The 17,186-nt window shown below is 72.2% G+C and carries 17 protein-coding genes; 13 read left to right on the forward strand and 4 right to left on the reverse strand.

What is annotated here, in order from left to right:
• Window positions 1-53: 53 nt before the first annotated feature.
• Complete coding sequence (locus tag IE247_RS07175) at window positions 54-1,388, forward strand: sensor histidine kinase (protein WP_229868746.1); 1,335 nt, start codon at window positions 54-56, stop codon at window positions 1,386-1,388.
• Window positions 1,385-2,065 (forward strand): response regulator, encoded by a 681-nt coding sequence (locus tag IE247_RS07180; RefSeq protein WP_190122019.1) that lies wholly within the window; start codon window positions 1,385-1,387, stop codon window positions 2,063-2,065. Before IE247_RS07175 ends, IE247_RS07180 begins: the two co-directional genes overlap by 4 nt.
• A 42-nt stretch (window positions 2,066-2,107) precedes the next feature.
• Here the strand turns inward: IE247_RS07180 and IE247_RS07185 are convergent, their stop codons facing one another.
• The gene (locus IE247_RS07185) at window positions 2,108-3,445 is read right to left on the reverse strand and encodes a tetratricopeptide repeat protein (RefSeq protein ID WP_506005034.1); all 1,338 of its coding nucleotides are present in this window, start codon (window positions 3,443-3,445) and stop codon (window positions 2,108-2,110) included.
• 202 nt (window positions 3,446-3,647) lie between these two features.
• Between IE247_RS07185 and IE247_RS07190 the strand changes: the two genes are divergently transcribed.
• The 8 genes from IE247_RS07190 (at window position 3,648) to IE247_RS07225 (ending at window position 12,253) form a co-directional block, all read left to right on the forward strand.
• Window positions 3,648-4,160 (forward strand): hypothetical protein, encoded by a 513-nt coding sequence (locus tag IE247_RS07190; RefSeq protein ID WP_229868751.1) that lies wholly within the window; start codon window positions 3,648-3,650, stop codon window positions 4,158-4,160.
• 335 nt (window positions 4,161-4,495) lie between these two features.
• Window positions 4,496-5,002: an RpiB/LacA/LacB family sugar-phosphate isomerase gene (locus IE247_RS07195; RefSeq protein ID WP_190122020.1), complete on the forward strand. Its 507-nt coding sequence runs from the start codon at window positions 4,496-4,498 to the stop codon at window positions 5,000-5,002.
• A gap of 38 nt (window positions 5,003-5,040) precedes the next feature.
• On the forward strand, window positions 5,041-6,249 hold the full coding sequence (locus tag IE247_RS07200; protein ID WP_190122021.1) for a DegT/DnrJ/EryC1/StrS family aminotransferase: 1,209 nt from the start codon (window positions 5,041-5,043) through the stop codon (window positions 6,247-6,249).
• A 14-nt stretch (window positions 6,250-6,263) separates the two neighbouring features.
• Window positions 6,264-8,066 carry a B12-binding domain-containing radical SAM protein gene (locus IE247_RS07205; protein WP_190122022.1) on the forward strand — a complete coding sequence of 601 codons (1,803 nt, stop codon included), beginning with the start codon at window positions 6,264-6,266 and terminating at the stop codon, window positions 8,064-8,066.
• A complete protein-coding gene (locus tag IE247_RS07210; RefSeq protein WP_190122023.1) occupies window positions 8,063-8,866 on the forward strand; it encodes a nucleoside phosphorylase in 804 nt (267 codons plus the stop codon). Before IE247_RS07205 ends, IE247_RS07210 begins: the two co-directional genes overlap by 4 nt.
• Window positions 8,867-8,930: 64 nt before the next feature.
• The gene (locus tag IE247_RS07215; protein ID WP_190122024.1) at window positions 8,931-9,809 is read left to right on the forward strand and encodes a glycosyltransferase family 2 protein; all 879 of its coding nucleotides are present in this window, start codon (window positions 8,931-8,933) and stop codon (window positions 9,807-9,809) included.
• Between the two features lie 192 nt (window positions 9,810-10,001).
• Window positions 10,002-11,048 (forward strand): alpha/beta hydrolase, encoded by a 1,047-nt coding sequence (locus IE247_RS07220; RefSeq protein WP_190122025.1) that lies wholly within the window; start codon window positions 10,002-10,004, stop codon window positions 11,046-11,048.
• A complete protein-coding gene (locus IE247_RS07225; RefSeq protein ID WP_190122026.1) occupies window positions 11,045-12,253 on the forward strand; it encodes an acyltransferase family protein in 1,209 nt (402 codons plus the stop codon). The genes IE247_RS07220 and IE247_RS07225 overlap by 4 nt, the downstream gene beginning before the upstream one ends.
• A gap of 4 nt (window positions 12,254-12,257) precedes the next feature.
• On the opposite strand, the gene IE247_RS07230 is transcribed toward IE247_RS07225, so the two are convergent.
• Entirely contained in the window at window positions 12,258-13,268 is a 1,011-nt protein-coding gene (locus IE247_RS07230; protein WP_190122027.1) for an aldo/keto reductase, read from the reverse strand.
• 13 nt (window positions 13,269-13,281) lie between these two features.
• Window positions 13,282-13,707: a MerR family transcriptional regulator gene (locus IE247_RS07235; protein ID WP_190122028.1), complete on the reverse strand. Its 426-nt coding sequence runs from the start codon at window positions 13,705-13,707 to the stop codon at window positions 13,282-13,284.
• Between the two features lie 113 nt (window positions 13,708-13,820).
• On the opposite strand from IE247_RS07235, the gene IE247_RS07240 reads away from it, so the two are divergent.
• The gene (locus tag IE247_RS07240) at window positions 13,821-14,285 is read left to right on the forward strand and encodes a GNAT family N-acetyltransferase (RefSeq protein WP_190122029.1); all 465 of its coding nucleotides are present in this window, start codon (window positions 13,821-13,823) and stop codon (window positions 14,283-14,285) included.
• A gap of 45 nt (window positions 14,286-14,330) precedes the next feature.
• A complete protein-coding gene (locus IE247_RS07245) occupies window positions 14,331-15,143 on the forward strand; it encodes a serine hydrolase domain-containing protein (protein WP_190122030.1) in 813 nt (270 codons plus the stop codon).
• A gap of 36 nt (window positions 15,144-15,179) precedes the next feature.
• Here the strand turns inward: IE247_RS07245 and IE247_RS07250 are convergent, their stop codons facing one another.
• Window positions 15,180-15,842 carry a pirin family protein gene (locus IE247_RS07250; protein WP_229868754.1) on the reverse strand — a complete coding sequence of 221 codons (663 nt, stop codon included), beginning with the start codon at window positions 15,840-15,842 and terminating at the stop codon, window positions 15,180-15,182.
• Between the two features lie 109 nt (window positions 15,843-15,951).
• Between IE247_RS07250 and IE247_RS07255 the strand changes: the two genes are divergently transcribed.
• Entirely contained in the window at window positions 15,952-17,136 is a 1,185-nt protein-coding gene (locus IE247_RS07255) for a PucR family transcriptional regulator (protein ID WP_190122032.1), read from the forward strand.
• Window positions 17,137-17,186 lie beyond the last annotated feature (50 nt).

A 17,186-nucleotide genomic window follows, 5' to 3' on the forward strand; every position in this document is an offset into this window, starting at 1 on the left:
GGCTCCGGGGTATGACGCCCGGAGACGGTCCCGCTGCCTACCCTGATCGGGCCATGACCAAGACATCACCTCCCTCACCCCCCTCACCTCCGCGAACGCCGCAGGTCCCCCTGTCACGCGCCGCCCGGCGGAATCTGCTGCTCCTCGCGGACGGTCTCCGCACTCCCGCCGAGTACACCGGACCGCTCCTCGGCTCGTCCGCGAGGCCCTGGCTGCGGCGGGTCCCCTACGTCCTGGCCTTCGCGGCGGTCGCCGCCCTGCTGCCGGTCACCATCCAGGTGCTCAACGATGTCTACGGAATGACCAACGGGGTCGCCGCGCTGCTGGCCACCGCGCAGACCGCGCCGCTGCTGCTCGCGGTGACCCGGCCGCTGGAAGCCTGGTGGATCGTTTTCGCCGCCGCCTTGATCGGCGCCGTCGCCCTGATGCGCGCCCCCGGGACACCGGAAGAAAGCTGGCCGTGGACCCCACCGCTGATCGTCGGATATCTGCTGCTGATGGTCGCCCTGGGCGTACGTGAGCGGCACCGCACCCTGGTGGCCGTCTGGCTGATGACGGGCCTGGCCGGGCTTGTCTTCGAGCTGATCTCGTCGGAGCGCACCGACGGCACCCCTGTGGTGCTGTTCTTGGTGAGCGGTGCCGTGCTGCTGCTCACCGGTGCGCTGCGGGAGCAGCGGGAGGCCCAGCGGCGGCTCACGGCGCAGGAGTCCATCAGCGAGGCGGAGCGCGGCAGGCGCACCCTGCTGGAGGAGCGCGCCCGGATCGCGCGGGAGCTGCACGACATGGTCGCGCACCACATGTCGGTGATCACGGTGCAGGCCGACTCGGCCCCGTACCGGATCGAGGGCCTCCCGGAGGCCGCCCGCGAGGAGTTCGCGGCGATCGCGGCGGGCGCGCGGGAGTCCCTCGGCGAGATGCGCCGGCTGCTGACGGTGCTGCGCAGCGACGGCACGGACGGCGAGCTCGCCCCGCAGCCCGGGCTCTCCCGGCTCCAGCAGCTGGTGGAGGCGACCGTACGGGCGGGGGTGCCGGCCGAGCTGTCGCTCGCGGTGGATCCGGCGGTGGTCCCGCAGGCGGTGGATCTGTCGGCGTACCGGATCACCCAGGAGGCGCTGGCCAATGTGGTGCGGCACGCGCCGGGCGCGGTGACCCGGGTGTCGGTCTCGTCGATCGGCGAGGATCTGGTGGTGCTGGTCGTCAACGGCCCGGCGGACTCGCCCCGGTCGCCGCTGGAGTCCACCGGGACCGGGCACGGGCTGGTCGGCATGCGGGAGCGCGTACGGTTGACCGGCGGCACGCTGGACACCGGTCCGCTGCCGGACGGCGGTTTCCGGGTGGCCGCGCGTCTGCCGATGGCGACGCCCGCGACCCCGGAGGACGCCGAGTGACCATCCGCGTGATCATCGTCGACGACCAGGCCATGGTGCGGGCCGGATTCGCCGCGCTGCTGTCGGCGCAGTCGGACATCGATGTGGTGGGCGAGGCCGCCGACGGCCGCGCGGGGGTGACGGCCGCCCGGGAGACCCACCCCGACGTCGTGCTGATGGACGTCCGCATGCCCGAGATGGACGGCCTGGCGGCGGCCCGCGCGATCCTCCGGCCCCCGCCGGGCGTGGTCCACATCCCCAAGGTGCTGATGCTCACCACCTTCGACGTCGACGACTATGTGTACGAGGCGCTCCGCGCCGGGGCCTCCGGTTTCCTCCTCAAGGACGCCCCGCCCGCCGACCTCATCGCCGCCGTCCGCGTCGTCGCCGCCGGCGAGGCCCTCCTCGCCCCCTCCGTCACCCGCCGCCTCATCGCCGAATTCGCCGCCCAGCGCCCCGCGCCCTCCCGCAAGGACCCCTCCCTCCGTCTCAAGGGCCTCACCCCCCGTGAGACCGAGGTCCTCGAACTGATCGCCCGTGGCCTCTCCAACCAGGAGATAGCCACCCATCTCGTCGTCGCCGAACAGACTGTCAAGACCCACATCGGCCGCGTCCTGGCGAAGCTGGACCTCCGCGACCGCGCCCAGGCCGTGATCTTCGCGTACGAGTCGGGGCTGGTGCGGCCCGGGACGGGCTGACCCGGTCCCTATTACTCCTGGTTCCGTCCGGCCGGCTGTTGGTTACGCCCGCCGGGCAAGGAGCGTGGCGGCCCTTTGGGCAAGGACCTGTGCGTCCACATCATTCGGGTAGCGGGCGAGGCGCATGCGCATGTCCTCGGCGGAGTCCCGTACGCGGGTGGACTGGACGCCTTCGGCGCAGTCCAGGAAGTCCTTCCAGACGGTGAGCGCTCCGTCCAGGTCGCCCTGGCGGAGGTGGATGGCTCCGAGGTGACCAAGGACATTGGCCCGGCTGCGCCGCCGGTCCAGGCCGTGGACGGCGAGGGCCTGGTGGAGCTGAACACGAGCTCCGTCAAGATCTCCCATGTGGGCGAGGATCAGCCCGGAGGAGTGCGCCCAGCGCCCGATGGTGAAGTGAGAGGCCCACGAGGTGCCGGTGGGGGCATCGGCGGTGCGCTCGATGGAGTTCTGGGAGGCGGTCAGGCTCTTGGCTGCGAGCTTGTGGTCCCCGTCCAGGGCGGCGGCCTCGGCGAGTGTGGACTGGTAGTAGGCCATGATCCGGGGATCGCTCAGCCCTTTGGCCCGGTCCACGCACTTCTCCGACAGAGCCAGGGCTCTCGCGTGGTGGCGGGGGCCGAGTTCCATGGCCTGGACCGCCATGCCGCGCAGGGCCGTGGCCGCGAGTTCCGGCTCATTCGCTTCGTCGGCGAGCCGGTAGGCGTGCGTGTAGTAGCCCCGGGCGATGTCGCCGGCGTCGTCGTCGGGCCGGTCCTGGGTCATCCAGCCGATGAGATGGGCGAGCCGCGAGGCCTCCGCGTACAGGTCGCGGCCGGTGGCCTCGGTGTAACGGCCTTCCAGCCACGGCCCGACGTTCTGGGTGAGGTAGCCGACAGCGAGGTGACGTACATGCCCGCCGCCGTACTCGGCGGCGTTGTCGCCAAGGACTTGAACCATCTGCCGGATGGCTTCCACCTCCCCACTGCCGACCCGTACGGCACCCACCGGAGCGGACAGGACCCGCCGGGTGATGGCGTCGGCGTCGGGCACACCGAGGAAGGACAACGCGCCACCGCCGGAGGAGGTCAGGAAGCTGCGACGGTCCATGCTCTCGTTCCTTCCCAGGGCCAGGACTGAAACCACGGTATCGACAGAATCGGCGATCCGGGCAGAGGATTCAGCCTCTTGATCCAGCTGTAAGACCTGGATGACGTACGGCCTCCAGTGTTCTCCCGGGGTGCGGTCACCGCTCAACAGCTTTCGCGCGTACTGGCGGCTCATGCTGTCCGGGCCCTGACCTGCCGCGATACCCAGCTCCCTGGCAAGTTTGGAGGGACCCCAACCGCGCTGCTCGCAGGCGTCGCGGATGAGGTGATCAATACGGCGGTTTCCCTCATGTGCCATGGCCGACCGGCCCTCTCGCCCGTGGGTTACGCAGGACTACGCGGGGTTACATGTTGGGTCCTCCCGCCCTCCGGAGCCAGGCGGTTGAGTGGTTTTCCACCGACCGGTACCCCGCTGGAACAGGCGGAGTACCGGTCGGCCCACAGCAGCGAGACCCGGAGACGGATCGCTGCGCCACTCCTGCGAGGAGACGGAGGCACCGGTGACCGTGCGAGGAAGGCAGCGCGGCAAACAGCCCGGGGCCACTGTTGCCCGGGGCCAAGCAGGCGGCGGGGACGGCTGGACAACCCCCGCCACTCGTCTGACGCTCCCCTACCCCACCGCACCGCCCCTCAGCGGCGGGCCCATCGCCAACGGCAGCGCCACCCCGGCGGTGCTCTACATCTGCGTCGAGCGCAGTCCGGACGCCCCTGGCCTCGCCGAGGAACGAGCGGTCGAGGAAGGCCACTCGTTCGCCGAGCAGCGCGCACTGCGCATCCTGGCGGAGATCACCGACCCTTACGGCGAGCCGGACCCGGCGAGGCGCACGGGCTGGCTGCGCGTCCGGGCGATGGCCGAGGACGGTGCCGTCTCCGTGGTGATCGTCCGCTGGCCGAACGCGATCAGTCCCGTCTCCGCTCTGCGCCAGGGCGAGATCACCTGGTTCCGGGAGCTCGGCGTACGGGTTCTGTTCTCCTGGGCTCCGCTGGCCGCGCGGAAAGCGGAGGGCTGGTGAGCGGGCCGGTACCCGGCCGAAGGGGCGGGGCTTGCGCGGGCCCTGGCCCTGCTCGGCCTTCTCGGGCTGCTGCCTCCGGTCGTGATTCTCGCTCCGTACGTCGCCGACGCGGCCGAGGCCCGGCAGACGGCCGTCTCGCGCCCGGATCCGCCGACGCAGCCCGATGAACCGCCGGCCTGCCGGTGCGACCCGGGCGGCAGGCGGGCCCGGTGAGCCGCCGTGGCCGGGAGAGCGTCGAGTCCGCTGTCCTGATCGGCGTGGTCGCCGTGCTTCTCGCCGCCCTCGCCCTCGCGGTGATCTGACCCGTGATCCCTCATTGACCGAGGAGGACGCGCATGCGCGCGCATCGGAACAAGCTCCGCGTGGTGGTCGGCTCCGACCCGGCGGGCCGTGAGTACAAGAACACCCTCGCCGCCGACCTTCGCGTGAGCCCTCTGGTGACCGCCGTGATCGACATCGGGGCCAACGACCGGACCCGCCGCCCGTATCCGGAGGTCGCCTTCACAGCCGCCCAGCTCGTCGCCGACGGCCAGGCGGACCGCGCACTCCTGGTGTGCCACACGGGTCTCGGCATGGCCATCGCCGCGAACAAGGTCCGGGACATCCGGGCCGTCACCGCCCACGACCCGCTGTCCGTCCGGGCCTCGGTGTTCTCCAACAACGCCCAGGTACTCGCCTTCGGCCAGGGGGTCATCGGGCTCGCCCTGGCACGGCACCTGGTCGCGGAATGGCTCACCTGCTGCTTCGAGACAGCGTCCTCGGCCGCCGTGAAGATCGAGGCGATTCGCGCCTTCGAGCATCAGCAGCATCACGCTGCGGCCGCCCCGGACCAGCCCCGCTGAACCACACACCCTTCGCACTCCCCACGAGGAGGGACCTGATGCCCACGAACCCCGCCACGGTGCCGCGTACGGCCGCGAACCTGCGCTGGCCGGTGGAACCCGCCCAGGGCGGCTGGTACACCGAGGACGAGCACGAGGCCGTCCGGCGAGTGCTGGCCGAGTCCGACGACTGGCGGACCGGCTGGAGGCCCGCGTCGTACACCGGCACCTTCGAGGACGCGTTCGCCGCCTACACCGCCGCCGCCCACGCGGTGACGTTCAACTCCGGCGGCACCGCGCTGGAGATGGTGCTGCACCACCTCCGGCTCACGCCCGGGGACGAAGTGATCTCCTGTGCGATCAACTTCGTCGGACCGCATCTCGCGGTCATCGGCCAGGGCGGCAGCCTGATTCTCGCCGAGCCCGACCCGCTCACCCTCAACCTGGACCCCGTCGACACCGAGCGGGTGCTCACCACCCGCACCAGGGCGATCCTGATCACTCACTGGAACGGTGCCGCAGCCGACCTGCGCCCCTTCCTTACCCTGGCCGAACGCCACCCCCACCCCGTGCACGGCCCGCCCCGGATCATCGTGGACGCCGCGCGGTGCTGCGGCGGACGCACCCCGTCCGGCCAAGTAGTCGGAGCCGAGGGCTGGGCCACGGTCTTCAGCTTCGAGTCGAAGAAGCTCATGACCACCTTCGGCCAGGGCGGCATGGTCACCACAGACGACCAGGCTCTCGCCGACCGGTTGCGCACCCTGCGCACCTACGGCGGCCGGGACCGGTGGGGCGTCAACCAGATGATGACCAAGGCCCAGGCCGCAGTGGGCCTGGTCCAGCTCACCCGGCTGGACGGGATGAACGCCGCCCGCATCGACCGGGCCCACCGCCGCACCCAGCGTCTGACCCACGTCGCCGAGCTGGCCCTTCCCCCCACCTGGCACGACAGACAGCACCTGTACTACCGGCACAACCTCCTCGTACCCGCGTCCTGGGCCGGTGACGGCCGGGACCAGCTGATGAACGTGCTCGCCGAGCGATACGGCGTCGGCAGCATCGTCAGCGACCCGGTGACCTACCTCGGCCACCGTCTGATCCGCCGCCACACCAACGACCAGCGCTGCCCCCGGGCCGAACATCTGGCCTCCCGCCTGCTGTGCCCCTGCCTCCACCCCCGGATGGTGCCCGGGGACGAGGCCGCGATCTGCGACGCGATCCAGCAGGCCACCGAGCACATCGCCCGCACCCACGGCACCACCGAGTGAGAGGTCGAACCCCGGTGTCCCAGCTCCAGCAGGAAACCGACGCCATCCGGGCTCGGGAGATCCCCGTAGCCGACCCCTACCCGCCCAAGGACCCCACCGGGCTGTTGCGCATGGTGTTCCTCATGCCCTTCGGCCACGCCTACAGCCTGATGTGCAACGGCCCGATGAGCCTGCACGACCTCATCAACCGCACCCCGGGCATCCCGGCGGTCGCCGAACGCGCCATCCAGTACGACTGCCTGGTACGCGACGGGAACCGGCTCACCACCCCCGACGGCGAGCCCTACCGCAGCATCGAATCCGCCGCCCCGGTCAACGAGGCCGACGTCGTCGGGATCTCCGTCGTCAACTCCGGCGACCTCCACAGCGTGTTCCGCCTTCTGGACCTCGCCGGCATCCCCCGCCGCACCGCCGACCGGACCCCCGGCGTCCACCCCCTGGTGATCGGCGGGAACAGCGGCCTGGCCGATCCCGAACCCCTGGCCGACTACCTCGACGCCGTGGCCATCGGCGAAGCCGAACAATCCCTCCCCGAACTCCTCCGCATCCTCCGCTCCCACCACACCCGTCCCGACGACAACACCTCGCTCCACGAGCGGCTCGCCCGCGTCCCCGGCCTGTACGTGCCCTCGATGTACACCTGCGACTTCCTCCCCGGCGGAGGCGTGAGCGCGATCCGGCCCCGCAGGCTCACCGTCCCGGCGGCCGTCCACGCCCAGTACCTCACCGTCGCCGATCTGCACCCCGCCCACTTCTGCTACCCCATCACCGACGGCACCGCCGCCGGCATCCACCCCGTCCTCGGCTGCCAGCACACCTGCGGCTTCTGCAACCTCGGTGTCCCCGACTTCCGACAGACCCCCCTTGCCCTTCTTACCGACTACATCGACCGGCTCGAACACCACCGGGTCCGGACAATCATCATCAGCGCGCCGACGTTCACCCAGTACAAGCACCGCCGTCCCCTGCTGGAACACATCCGCGCCTACGCCGACCGGGCGGCGGCCGAGGGGGAGAAGGTCACCACGATCATCGGCTCCATCCGCGCGGACGAAATCAGCGCCGACTACCTCGAAGCCGTCACCGAACTCGGCGACTTCGGCCATCTGTTCACCGAACTAAACCTGACTCAGGCCCGGGGCATCATCACCATCGCCCCCGAATGGGCCGCCCCCGACCTTGTCGCCCTGTATGGCAAGACCCAGAAACGCGAACGCGTGAACAAGGCCATCGACCTGTGCCGCCGAAGCGAACACGTCAACACGATCATGCTCTATTTCATTGTTGGAGCCCCTGGCGAACGCCCCGCCGACCGCCTCGCCATCGCCGACTACGCCCGGGATGTCCGCGAGCGGCTCGGGCATCCGGACGGCACGGTCATCGTCAAGCTGCACCAGTTCATGCCAAAGCCCGGCACCCCGAGCCAGCGCCTGCGGATGGCCGACCCTGACGTGGTCCTCACCTACGGGGACCAGATCGGCGAGCGGCTGCGTGAACTGGTCGGCGACACCGAGTACGAGAAGCACTACCGGGTGCTCTACGGCGAGACGAGCCGCATGCACCTCGAAGTCGTCTGCTCGCGCGGGGATCGGCGCATCGGCCATGTCCTGGAAGACCTCTACGACGCCGGAACCGACCTGGGGACCCTCACCAAGGGCGAACTCCTGGACGCACTGGGCAAACGGGGCCTGGACTACGACCGTCATCTGCGGCACATGGACGAGCCCGTACTCCCGTGGCACACGGTCAACCGTGTCAACCCGGCTGCCGAGCGAGAGTTCGCCACTGCCCTCGCCGCCCGGGAGGCTCAGGAATGAAGGGACGCCTGCCGCTGCATCCGGGCAAACACATCCTGCCCGCAGTGCCCGACCCCGCCGAGCACGCCGCCTACGTCCGAGAGCGGGAGCCTGCGGCGACACTGGCGGATCTCGACGGAGTGGTCCTCCTCTATCAGCGACACATGGTCAAACAGGCCGTTTCCCGCCATGCCGCCCGCCGTCTGGACTGGGTCCGTGCCGACCTGCGCGTCCTTGAATACCAAGGCGGCGAGGCAGGCATCTGTGGGGGCTTCGGCCCGGGAGCCCCCGCAGCCGCCCTCGTACTGGAACAGCTCATCGCCCTGGGCGCTCGGCGCGTCATCACCGTCGGCACCGCCGCCTCCCTCCGCGCGGATCTGCGCCCCGGCGACCTCGTCGTGTGTGACAGCGCATTGCGGGACGAGGGAGTCTCCCACCACTACCTGCCGCCCCGAGCGCACATCACGCCCTCGCCGCACCTGACCGGCCACCTTGCCGACAGCCTCCGCGCCCTGGACGTGCCGGTGCGGCAAGGCCCCACATGGACCACTGACGCCCCCTACCGGGAGACCGCCGCCGAGATCGCCGGATACGGCAGCCTCGGCGTCCTGACCGCCGATATGGAGGCCGCTGGCGTCTTCGCCGTGGCTGAGCACCGAGACATCGAAGCGGCAGCCGTCTTCGCCGTCGCTGACACCCTCATCGACCGCCGCCCCCGCCAGGACCACACCGGCACCCAAAACGCCCTGAACACCGCGCTGGAAGCCGCTCTGGACTCCCTCCGGGCCGCTCCGCACCTCTTGGATCCGGGGCTAAGGTAGGGGCCTTCCTCTCGGCGACGACGGGCCCGTGCGCCCTCGCCCGATCAGCAAAGGACCCGTCCTCGTGAGCACTGTCGCAACCCGGCCCACCGTCGGTGCCGTGGTCCTGACGATGAACGACCGGCCCGAGGAGTTCCCCCGGGCGATGGCCTCGCTCCTCGCTCAGGAAGGCGTCGACCTGGACGTGGTCGTGGTCGGCAACGGCTGCGTGCCCGAGCAGGTGGCGCCCGGGGTGCGGACCGTCGCCCTGGCGGAGAACGCGGGCATCCCCGAGGGGCGCAACATCGGGGCCGCGAACGTCACGGGCGATTATCTGTTCTTCTTCGACAACGACGCGATCCTGCCGACCGCCGACACCCTGGCCAGGCTCGCCGCCGAACTCCGCAGCGACCCGGCCCTGGCGTACGCGCAGCCCCGCATCACCGACCCCGACAGCGGCGTCACCCTGCGCCGCTGGGTGCCTCGTCTGCGTGCCTCGGACCCGGAGCGGGCGGGCATCGTGACCGTCATGGCCGAAGGGGTCGTCATGATCCGCCGCTCGGCCTTCGATGCCGCCGGGGGGTGGCCGGGGCACTTCTTCCTCTTCCACGAGGGAATCGACCTGGCCTGGCGGCTCTGGGACCAGGGCGGCACCGGCCGCTATCTGCCCCGGATCATCGTCCATCACCCGGCGACCGATCCGGCCAGGCACGCCACCTTCTACCGCCTCGGCGCCCGCAACCGGGTCTGGCTCGCCCGCCGCAATCTGCCCCGCCTCCTGGTGCCGCTCAACCTGGCCACCTGGATTCTCCTCACCCTGTGGAGAACCCGCGACCGGGCCGCCCTCAGGGCCTCCCTCGCCGGATTCGGGGAGGGGCTGCGCGGCGGATACGGCGAACGCGCGCCGATGAGCTGGCGCACGGTCGTACGGCTCACCCGCGCGGGCCGGCCGCCCGTCTTTTGAGCAGAGTCGGCGAGATGCGCCAGGCTCACCGGGGCTCTGCCGGTTCACCCGGGCGAAGGGCCGAGAGCCCCGGTGACACCCCCCGTACCCCGGTAGCACCCGGGAGATGGCTCCCCGGGGTGACGCCCCCTCACCCGTCCGCTTCCTACTTTCCTCCCGTCACACCGGTACGGGAGGAAAGGGGCGGGGACCATGCGCCGTCGCAGGAGGAGGACGCTCGCGGCGCTCGCGCTCGCGGTCACGGTGGTGGGCGGGAGCGCGGGGTGGGCGTCGGGGAGCGGGGAGTCGGCGGTGACCGGGCCGCCGCCGGGGGCCGGGGCGTGGGAGCGGGACCGGGGGCTGGGGCGGGAGCTGCCGGACGCCGGGGGCGCGCGGCCGGAGCGGGTCGCGGAGTTCTTCGCCGGGCTGAGCGAGGCGGAGCGGGAGTATCTGGTCCGGCGGCATCCGCTGGTGGTGGGCAATCTCGACGGGGTGCCCGTGAAGCTGCGGTACGAGGCCAACGCCCGCGCGGTGCGAGGCACTGAGCACGCCCGGCTCGCCGCCCCCGGCCGGCGGATTCTCGCCTTCGACCCTCGGGGGCGCGGGCAGGTCGCCGAGGTGTACGGGGATCTGGAGCGGGCCGGGAGCGTGGCCGTGGTCGTGCCGGGGGCGGACATGGACGCCGCCCGCTTCGACCGGGCGAGGGACCCGTACGGCACCCCTGCCGGAATGGCCCGGGCGCTGCGTACCGCCACCGGGGACCGGACCGCCGTCATCGCGTGGACCGGTTACACCACCCCCGTCGGCATCGGTCTGGACGCCGCGTCCGGGGAGCTGGCCGAGGCCGGGGCGGCGCGGCTGGTCCGGTTCACCCAGGGGCTCCGGGCGGTCGGGGCCCCGAGGCCCAGCCTGTTCTGCCACAGCTACGGCTCCGTCGTCTGCGGGCTCGCCGCGAAGGAGGCCGGGGCCTCGGACATCGTCGCCCTCGGCTCCCCCGGGATGCGCGCCGACTCCGTCGCCGAGCTGGACACCGGGGCCCGGGTCTGGGCCGCCAAGAACGCGTCGGACTGGATATCCAAGGTCCCCGGCGTACGGCTCCTCGGGCTCGGCCACGGCCGCGACCCCGCCGAACCCGGCTTCGGCGCACGGCGCGTCCCGGCCGAGCGGGCCCAGGGGCACACCGGCTACTTCGCCCCCGGCACCGACTCGCTGGCCGCCTTCGCCGCCATCGCGCGGGGACGGACCGGTGAGGTGCGATGAGAAGCGCGTACGCCAGGGCCGCCGCCCGGATCGAGGCGCGGACCCCCGCCCACCGCGACCGCGCGATCGACGGGCTGCGCGCCCTCGCCCTGCTCGCCGTGCCCCTCGGGCACTGGCTGCTCGGCGGACTCCCCCTCGACCCGGACGGCGCGCTCCGCAACGCCAGCCCGCTCGCCTCCTTCGGCTTCTTCGCGCCCGTCAGCTGGGTGCTCCAGATGCTGGGCGTCTTCTTCCTGGTCGGCGGGTACGCCTCGGCCCTCTCCTACCGGCGGCACGACGGCCCCACCGGGCAGTGGCTGCGCCGGCGCGTCGCCCGGCTGGGCCGGCCGGTGCTCGGGGTGGCCGCCGTGTGGGCGGTGCTGGCGCTCGCGCTGTACGGGCTCGGGGTGCCGGTGACCACCCTGCGCACCGGGTCGACCCTGGTCGTACAGCCGCTGTGGTTCGTCGGCGTCTACGCGGTGATCACCGCGCTCACCCCGTACTGCGTACGCGCCGCCGCCCGGCTCGGCGTCTGGTCGGCGGCCCCGCTGCTCGGCTCGGTCGCCGTCGTGGATCTGCTGCGGTACGGGCCGTACGCCGATGCCGTGCCGTCCTGGCTGAGTCTGCTGAACATCCTGCCCGGCTGGCTCTTCGCCTATCAGCTGGGCGTCGCCTGGGGCGCCGGGCGGGTCACCGCGCGGCACGCCCGGGCGCTGCTCGCCGGGGGGATCGCGCTGTTCGCGCTGCTGCTGGCGGTGTTCGGCTACCCGGCGTCCATGGTGGGAGTGCCGGGCGCGGAGCGCGCCAACTCCCATCCGCCCTCGCTGCTGGTCCTCGCGCTCGCCGCCGCGCAGAGCGGCGCGGCGGTCCTGCTGCGCGACAGGATCGCGCGGCTGCTGGCCGGGCCCGCGCTCTGGGCCCCGGTCGTGGTCGTCAATCTCTCCGCGATGACGATCCTGTGCTGGCACCAGACGGCGATGCTGGCGGCGGCCGTCCCCGCCGCCCGCCTCGGCGCGGTGCCCGGCCTCACCACCGCGCCCGACACCCTCGGCTGGCTGGCGGCCCGTGTGGCCTGGCTGCCGGTCTTCGCCGTGCTGCTGGTGGTCCTCGGCCGGTACGCGCGGGTGCTGGAGGCCCCGTGGCCGAGCGGTACGGGAACGGCCACCGCCCGGCGTACGGCGGCGGGGGTGCTGGCGGCGGGGTTCGCCGTCTTCGCCCTGAGGTGACCCCTTACTCGCGGGCCGCCGAGGTCGAGGACATGTCCGGATAGCGCTCCCCCGCCACCTGTCCGGCGATCGGCTCCAGCAGCGCCAGCTCCGCCGGGGAGAGCGTCAGCCGGGTCGCCGCCACGTTCTCGCGGAGCCGCTCCGGCTTACGGGTGCCCGGGATCGGCACCACGGCCACCAGGCCGTGGACCTCGGCGCGCTGCTGCACCCAGGCCAGCGCCACCTGGGCGAGGGTCGCGCCGTGGGCCTTCGCGATCCGGCGGACGGGTTCGAGGAGCGCCTCATTGGTCTCGGCGTTCGCCCCGGAGAAGCGCGGCAGATCGGCGCGGAAATCGCCGTCCGAGACCGCGCCCGCGCGGAACGAGCCGGTCAGAAAGCCGCGCCCGAGCGGCGAGTACGGCACGAAGGCCACCCCCAGCTCCGCCGCCGCGCCGACCGCGCTGTCCTCCACGTCCCGGCTGAAGAGGGACCACTCCGACTGAAGGGCCGCGATGGGGTGCACGGCGTGCGCCTCGCGCAGCTCGGCCCCGGTGACCTCGCTCAGACCCAGCCGCCGCACCAGACCGCGCCGTACCAGATCGGCCATCGCGCCGACCGATTCGGCGAGCGGCACGGCCGGGTCTCGGCGGTGCATGTAGTAGAGGTCGATGACCTCGGTCCTCAGCCGCCGGAGGCTGCCCTCCACGGCCTGGCGGATGTACGCCGGGTCATTGCGCACCCCTCGGAAGCCGTCGTCCTCACCGCGTGCGATGGCGAACTTGGTGGCGATGGTGATCCGGTCGCGGTGCGCGCCCAGGAAGGGGGCGAGGAACTCCTCGTTGGCCCCGCGCCCGTACATGTCCGCCGTGTCGAAGAGGGTGACTCCGGCGTCCAGCGCCGCTTCGAGGGTCTCGCGGGCCGCGGACTCGTCGGTGTGCCCGTAGAACTCGCTCATGCCCATGCAGCCCAGGCCCTGCACCCCGACCAGGGGTCCGTCCGTGCCCAGTCGTACTTGGGCGATCGTGTCCTCGCTCATCGGATGTCCGCTCCTACTCCTCGGGCGATGTCTGCATCGCGTCCGAATAAACCTCGATCTTGTGGTCGAGCACCGCGAGGGTGTCGTGCAGCTCGGCGATGCGGCTGAGCACATCGCCCCGGGTCCGCACGAGCAGCTCGCGCCGCGCGCCGATGGTGTGCCCGCCCTCGCGGGTCAGCTCGGCGAAGCGGACCATGTCCGCGACCGGCATCCCGGTCAGCCGCAGCTTGCCGACGAAGGCCAGCCAGTCCAGGTCGCGGTTGGTGAAGCGCCGCTGCCCGGTGTGCGACCTGTCCACATGGGGCATCAGCCCGATCCGCTCGTACCAGCGCAGGGTGTGCGCGCTGAGCCCGGTGTGGGCGGCGACCTCGCTGATCGTGTAGCGGTCCTGCCCTTCCGGGCGGGGGAGCGCACGGCTACTGCTCTCGGTCAGCGTCATGCCGCCAACGCTAAAACCTTCGAGTGCGCTCGAAGCAAGCGGAAGCGCGGGTCCGGCGGAATACGGCGGAAACCGATGGCCGGTTCCACCGTCCCTGTTCTAGCGTGCGCCCCATGAGCCACGCACGCCTCGCGAAGCCCGAAGACGCCGAAGAACTGATCCGCCTGCGACAGGTGATGCTCGACTCCTACTGGGGGAAGGGCGGCGACACCGACTGGCAGCCGCTCGCCCTGCCCGCCCTGCGGGCCAGAATCGCCGAGCGCCCCGACGAGCTGGGCGCGTACGTCGTGGACCGCCCCGGCGGCGGGCTCGCGGCCTGCGCGGTCGGCAGCGTGGGCTACCGGATCGGCGGCCCCGGGAATCCGCACGGCCTCGGCGGGTATCTCTTCAGTGTCGCCACCGACCCCGACATGCGCCGCCGGGGCCACTCCCGCGCCTGTGTGGAGGGGCTCCTCGGCTGGTTCCGCGAGCGGGGCGTCAGCCAGGTCAATCTGCGGGCCTCGCCCGAGGCCGAGCCGCTCTACGCCTCCCTGGGCTTCGTCCGCACCCCCGACCCGGCGATGCGGCTCGTCCTCTAGGGCCTCGTAGCAGCGGGTGGGGCGGCAGGCTTTAGGCTCGTACGCATGGAGAGCCTGGCGATGATCGAGAACTGGCCCGTGCCCACCGCGGCGGCGGCCGTCGTACGAGCGGACGGCACCCTCGCCGGCTCGCACGGGCCCCTCGGGCACCGGTTCCCGCTGGCCTCGGTGACCAAGCCGCTGGCGGCGTACGCGGCGCTCGTCGCGTACGAGGAGGGCGCGGTCGAGCTGGACGAGCCGGCCGGGCCCGAGGGGTCCACGGTCCGTCATCTGCTGGCGCACACCTCGGGGCTGGCGTACGACGAGCACCGGGCGGCCTCGGCCCCCGGGGCCCGGCGGACCTACTCCAACGCGGGGTTCGAGGCGCTCGCCGACCACATCGCGAAGGCGACGGACATCCCCTTCGAGGAGTATCTGCGCCAGGCGGTGCTGGACCCGCTGGGCATGACGTCCACGACGCTCCAAGGCTCGGCCGCCAAGGACGGGGTGTCGACCGTGGCGGACCTGGTCCGGTTCGCGGCGGAGGTGCAGACGCCCCGGCTGCTCGACCCCCGTACCGTCCTGGAGGCGATGACCGTCGTCCACCCGGGGCTGGACGGGCTGCTCCCCGGCTACGGGCGGCAGCGGCCGAACGACTGGGGGCTGGGCTTCGAGATCCGGGACGGCAAGTCCCCGCACTGGACCGGGAGCACGTCCTCGCCGCGCGCCTTCGGCCACTTCGGCCAGTCGGGCACCTTCCTGTGGATCGACCCGGACGCGGGGGCGGCCTGTGTGGCGCTCACCGACCGGCCCTTCGGGCCCTGGGCGATCGAGGCCTGGCCCCCGTTCACGGACGCGGTCCTGGCCGAACTGCGCTGACCCGGGAAGCCGGGGCGGGGGGCTGGGGCGGGGGCGTCAGCCGCCCATCTCCCAGACCAGGATCTCGGCCCGGTGTGGGGACACCCCGGTCAGCTCCGGGGCCTCGCCGCCGGTGATCCGCGCCGAGTCCCCGGGCCCCAAGTCCTCCCCGGCCAGCCGTGCTTCACCGCGGACCACATGGACGTAGACGGCGGGCGCGGCGGGCAGCGCGACCCGCTCCCCCGCCGCCGGGCGGAGCACATGGAGCAGCGCCCCCGTGCCCGGGAGCCGGTAGGCCGAGCCGTCGCCGGGGCCGCGCACCACTTCGTACGAGGGCTCCCCGCCGGGCTCCGGCGGGACCAGCCACATCTGGACGAAGACCAGCGGTTCCCGGCCGTCGTTGCGCTCCTCGTGGCGGACGCCGGAGGCCGAACCGAGGCGCTGGAGGTCCCCGGGGCGCACGACGGTGGCATGGCCCGCCGAGTCGCGGTGGGTGAGTTCGCCCTCGGCCACCCAGGTGACGATCTCGGTGTGGCTGTGCGGGTGTTCGGCGAAGCCCGCGCCGGGGGCGAGGCGTTCCTCGTTGCAGGCGATGAGCGCGCCGAAGCGGAGGTTGTCGGGGTCGTAGTGGGGCCCGAAGGAGAAGGCGTGCCGGGTGTCGATGCCCGAGTCCGGTTCCCCGCCCCGGTAGCGGTCCGCCGAGCGGCGTACGTCAATCACTCCCCCACCGTAGGCCAGAGCCCGCACGGGCCCGACCCAGGCCCTGTCCACCATCCGGACCGGGGCCCAGCACTTAGCTCCGCCGTCCGGATAAGGCACTCTTGTCCCCGTGCCCGAACCCGCAACGAACGACGCCCACCCGCATTCCGCGACGCTGCGCCGCCTGGAGCAGTCCTCCGGAAGGCTCGCCGCCAATGCCATCGCGCGCATGGACGAGACGCTGCCCTGGTACCGGGCGATGCCACCGGAGAACCGGTCGTGGATCGGTCTGGTCGCCCAGGCCGGCATCGCCGCGTTCACCGAGTGGTTCCGGCATCCGGACACCCCGCAGGCCATCTCGACCGATGTCTTCGGGACGGCTCCGCGCGAGCTGACCCGGGCGATCACCCTGCGCCAGACGGTGGAGATGGTGCGCACCACCATCGAGGTGATGGAGACGGCCATCGACGAGGTCGCCGCCCCCGGCGACGAGTCGGTGCTGCGGGAGGCGCTCCTGGTCTACGCCCGGGAGATCGCCTTCGCGACCGCGCAGGTGTACGCGCAGGCCGCCGAGGCGCGCGGGGCCTGGGACGCCCGGCTGGAGTCGCTGGTGGTGAACGCCGTGCTCTCCGGCGAGGCCGACGAGGGCGCGATCTCCCGGGCCGCCGCGCTGGGCTGGAACTCCCCCGACAATGTCAGCGTCATCCTCGGCACCGCGCCGGACGGCGACAGCGAGCTGACGGTGGAGGCGATCCGCCGGGCCGCCCGGCACGCCAAGCTCCAGGTGCTGACCGGGGTGCTGGGCGACCGGCTGGTCGTCATCGCGGGCGGCAGCGACAGCCCGCTCCAGGTGGCCAAGGCCCTGATCGGCCCGTATGCGGCGGGTCCGGTGGTCGCGGGCCCCGTGGTGCCCGATCTGTTGGCCGCCACCAAATCGGCGCAGGCGGCGGCGGCCGGGCTGAAGGCCTGTTCCGCGTGGCAGGATGCTCCGCGACCGGTCCTGGCGGACGACCTCCTGCCGGAGCGGGCGATCGCCGCCGACCCGGCGGCGCGCGAGCAGCTGGTGGAGGAGATCTACAGACCGCTGGAAGAAGCCGGATCGGCGCTGCTGGAAACCCTCAGTGTCTATCTGGAACAGGCGAGCAGCCTCGAAGGCGCGGCACGAATGTTGTTTGTTCACCCCAACACGGTGCGCTACCGGCTACGACGTGTGACAGACGTCACCGGATGGTCACCTTCCGATGTACGCTCCGCGTTCACTCTGCGAATCGCGCTCATCCTCGGACGCTTGGCCGACGGAGATTCACAGACCTAGACTTTTGTGGGACACCAACAATTCCCCTGACGGTTCTTCGTCCCTGTCCT

This window comes from Streptomyces inusitatus, from assembly GCF_014651115.1.
Classification (GTDB): domain Bacteria; phylum Actinomycetota; class Actinomycetes; order Streptomycetales; family Streptomycetaceae; genus Streptomyces; species Streptomyces amakusaensis.

Coding starts and splice junctions, on each gene's coding strand:
- IE247_RS07175 (WP_229868746.1), top strand. CDS start 54: ATGACCAAGACATCACCTCCCTCACCCCCCTCACCTCCGCGAACGCCG.
- IE247_RS07185 (WP_506005034.1), bottom strand. CDS start 3,445: ATGGCACATGAGGGAAACCGCCGTATTGATCACCTCATCCGCGACGCC.
- IE247_RS07195 (WP_190122020.1), top strand. CDS start 4,496: ATGCGCGCGCATCGGAACAAGCTCCGCGTGGTGGTCGGCTCCGACCCG.
- IE247_RS07200 (WP_190122021.1), top strand. CDS start 5,041: ATGCCCACGAACCCCGCCACGGTGCCGCGTACGGCCGCGAACCTGCGC.
- IE247_RS07210 (WP_190122023.1), top strand. CDS start 8,063: ATGAAGGGACGCCTGCCGCTGCATCCGGGCAAACACATCCTGCCCGCA.
- IE247_RS07220 (WP_190122025.1), top strand. CDS start 10,002: ATGCGCCGTCGCAGGAGGAGGACGCTCGCGGCGCTCGCGCTCGCGGTC.
- IE247_RS07225 (WP_190122026.1), top strand. CDS start 11,045: ATGAGAAGCGCGTACGCCAGGGCCGCCGCCCGGATCGAGGCGCGGACC.
- IE247_RS07230 (WP_190122027.1), bottom strand. CDS start 13,268: ATGAGCGAGGACACGATCGCCCAAGTACGACTGGGCACGGACGGACCC.
- IE247_RS07235 (WP_190122028.1), bottom strand. CDS start 13,707: ATGACGCTGACCGAGAGCAGTAGCCGTGCGCTCCCCCGCCCGGAAGGG.
- IE247_RS07240 (WP_190122029.1), top strand. CDS start 13,821: ATGAGCCACGCACGCCTCGCGAAGCCCGAAGACGCCGAAGAACTGATC.
- IE247_RS07245 (WP_190122030.1), top strand. CDS start 14,331: ATGGAGAGCCTGGCGATGATCGAGAACTGGCCCGTGCCCACCGCGGCG.